Source organism: Vibrio sp. 10N.286.48.C11, assembly GCF_041469805.1.
GTDB classification, from domain to species: domain Bacteria; phylum Pseudomonadota; class Gammaproteobacteria; order Enterobacterales; family Vibrionaceae; genus Vibrio; species Vibrio crassostreae_C.
Genome location: NZ_JBFRLK010000133.1, coordinates 1 through 2,120, shown reverse-complemented (window position 1 = coordinate 2,120; position 2,120 = coordinate 1). Strand labels below are relative to the sequence as shown.

The following is a 2,120-nucleotide window of genomic DNA, read 5'->3' as shown; positions in this document are numbered from 1 at the left end:
ATTCGAAACTTGATTCGAGGCTTAGACAACATCAACGTACTGAAAGACTGTGGTGCGATCCTATCGGGTTATCAGGGAAGCGCAGACCAATGTAAAGCGGTTGCCGAGTCGGTTAATTTAGTTAAAGAAAAGAACCACAGTGCACTCTATGTTTGTGACCCTGTAATGGGTGACCCAGATAAAGGTTGTATCGTTGAGGATGGCGTTAGAACCGCCATTACTAAACACTTGCTTCCTATTGCCGATGTTATAGTGCCAAACCAATTTGAACTAAGTGAATTGACTGGCATTAAAATCCTCTCCCTTTATGACGCGGTTACAGCATGTAAGAAAGCATTGGAGCTTGGTCCAAAGATGGTGCTCGTGAAGCATCTTCACTCATTACCCGATGACGCGTTCAGTATGATTTTAGCAACGAAAAAGGCATGTTATTTAGCCCAACGACCGAACATTGAATTTGCTCAACAACCGGTTGGTGTCGGTGACCTTATCTCTGGCCTGTTTACCGCAGGGTTAATAAAGAGAATGTCTCCCGTAGCTGCATTCCGACATGCAAATAACGCGGTCTATGGTGTGTTGGAGCTAACTAAAAGCTATGGCACTTGGGAGCTACAAACAATCAATGCACAATATGAATTTGTAGAGCCTACCCACGATTTCAACGTGGTCAAAATCGGGTAGAGCGTTTAACTCCGATAGTGGTGGAGGGTGTACCTATTCGATGGGTCGCATCCTACAAACGAGATTACGAGCTAAGACTAAACCTAGCTATATTACTCCCAGAAAGAGACGGACTTCACTTTATCCCTATTTATTAACTTCTCTGTTTATAGCTGTTCTTTTGATTAAACAGAGTCTCTGAATCATTTTAGAGAACATTAAATGAGCCTAATTATGAACCGTCTAATTTCCTCGGGTTTTACCGTTGCTTTGTCATTACTTGTAGTGGCATGTAGCTCACCCCACACGTTGGATGTACGCGTACACAAAGACAATTACAAAGAAGTGGTTGTAGAAGAAGCGATATCAGTAAAAGAGCCATTGCGTATGTGGGCGAGTGAGAACCCAGACTTCTTATACTCTCCAATCGATCAAACAACGCCAATTAAAGTGTCAGGTGAGCAACTAAATATCTTAGCTTTGTCAGGAGGCGGCGCGAACGGAGCCTTTGGAGCCGGTATTTTGATAGGGCTGGAAGAATCTGGCCAATTGAAAGACTACTCAATAGTTACTGGCATCAGTGCAGGAGCGCTAATGGCACCATTTGTATTCATCGGCGGAGATGCATTTCCGAAGATGAAGGAGGTGATGTTAAACATCAATGACAAATCAGTGCTCGGCAAAAAGAACTTTTTAAACACCGTGTTTAAAGATGCTTTTACTGACGGTAAAAACTTGAATCAATTTATCGCTCAGGCGTTCCCTGAACCGATGATCGAGCAAATTGCTGCGCGACACCGCAACGGTAAGCGTTTGTTTATTGGTAGCACACACTTTGATTCTGGAGAGCTTGTCATTTGGAATGTGGGCGCAATTGCAAATAGTGACATGCCAGATAAGTCTGAACTTATATATAAGGTTTTAGCAGCAAGTGCTTCTATTCCTGGAGTCTTCCCACCGCAGTTTATCAATGTGAAGTACGAAGGTAAAAGTTATGAAGAACTTCACGTCGATGGTGGTTTAGCCGCTCAAGTATTTTTCAATCCATCTAACTTCGACTATCAGCAGATCTCAGATGCTCTTGGGTTAGAAAGACCACCACAGCTCGATGTTATTCGAAATGGAGCACTGAAAGCGCCGTACCACTCGCTGAGAGATAAGGGTCTAGATTTAGTAGCAAAGAGCGTATCAAGCCTGACTCTTGCTCAAACACGTGGTGATTTATATCGAATGAAATACATCTGTGAAATCAACAACATTGATATGCAATTTACTTACATCGAGCACGACTTTGGTTACGCCAAACGAACCAAAGACATGTTTGATGAACACTATTTATTAACCATATACGAATATGGTTATCACAAAGCAACTCAGGGCAAACCTTGGGTAACAGAATTACCTTAATTTAGGGATATCGTAAAATGAATAAAACAGTTTTAGCGCTACTTATCATGGCA

Annotated in this window: 2 protein-coding genes; both read left to right on the top strand. The window is 42.3% G+C overall.

Annotated features, from left to right (window positions below):
- On the top strand, positions 1–681 hold a 681-nt coding region (gene pdxY, locus AB4209_RS21955; protein ID WP_372057376.1), incomplete at its 5' end, for a pyridoxal kinase.
- Positions 682–894: 213 nt separating this feature from the next.
- Positions 895–2,067: a patatin-like phospholipase family protein gene (locus AB4209_RS21950; RefSeq protein ID WP_372057378.1), complete on the top strand. Its 1,173-nt coding sequence runs from the start codon at positions 895–897 to the stop codon at positions 2,065–2,067.
- Positions 2,068–2,120: the final 53 nt, after the last annotated feature.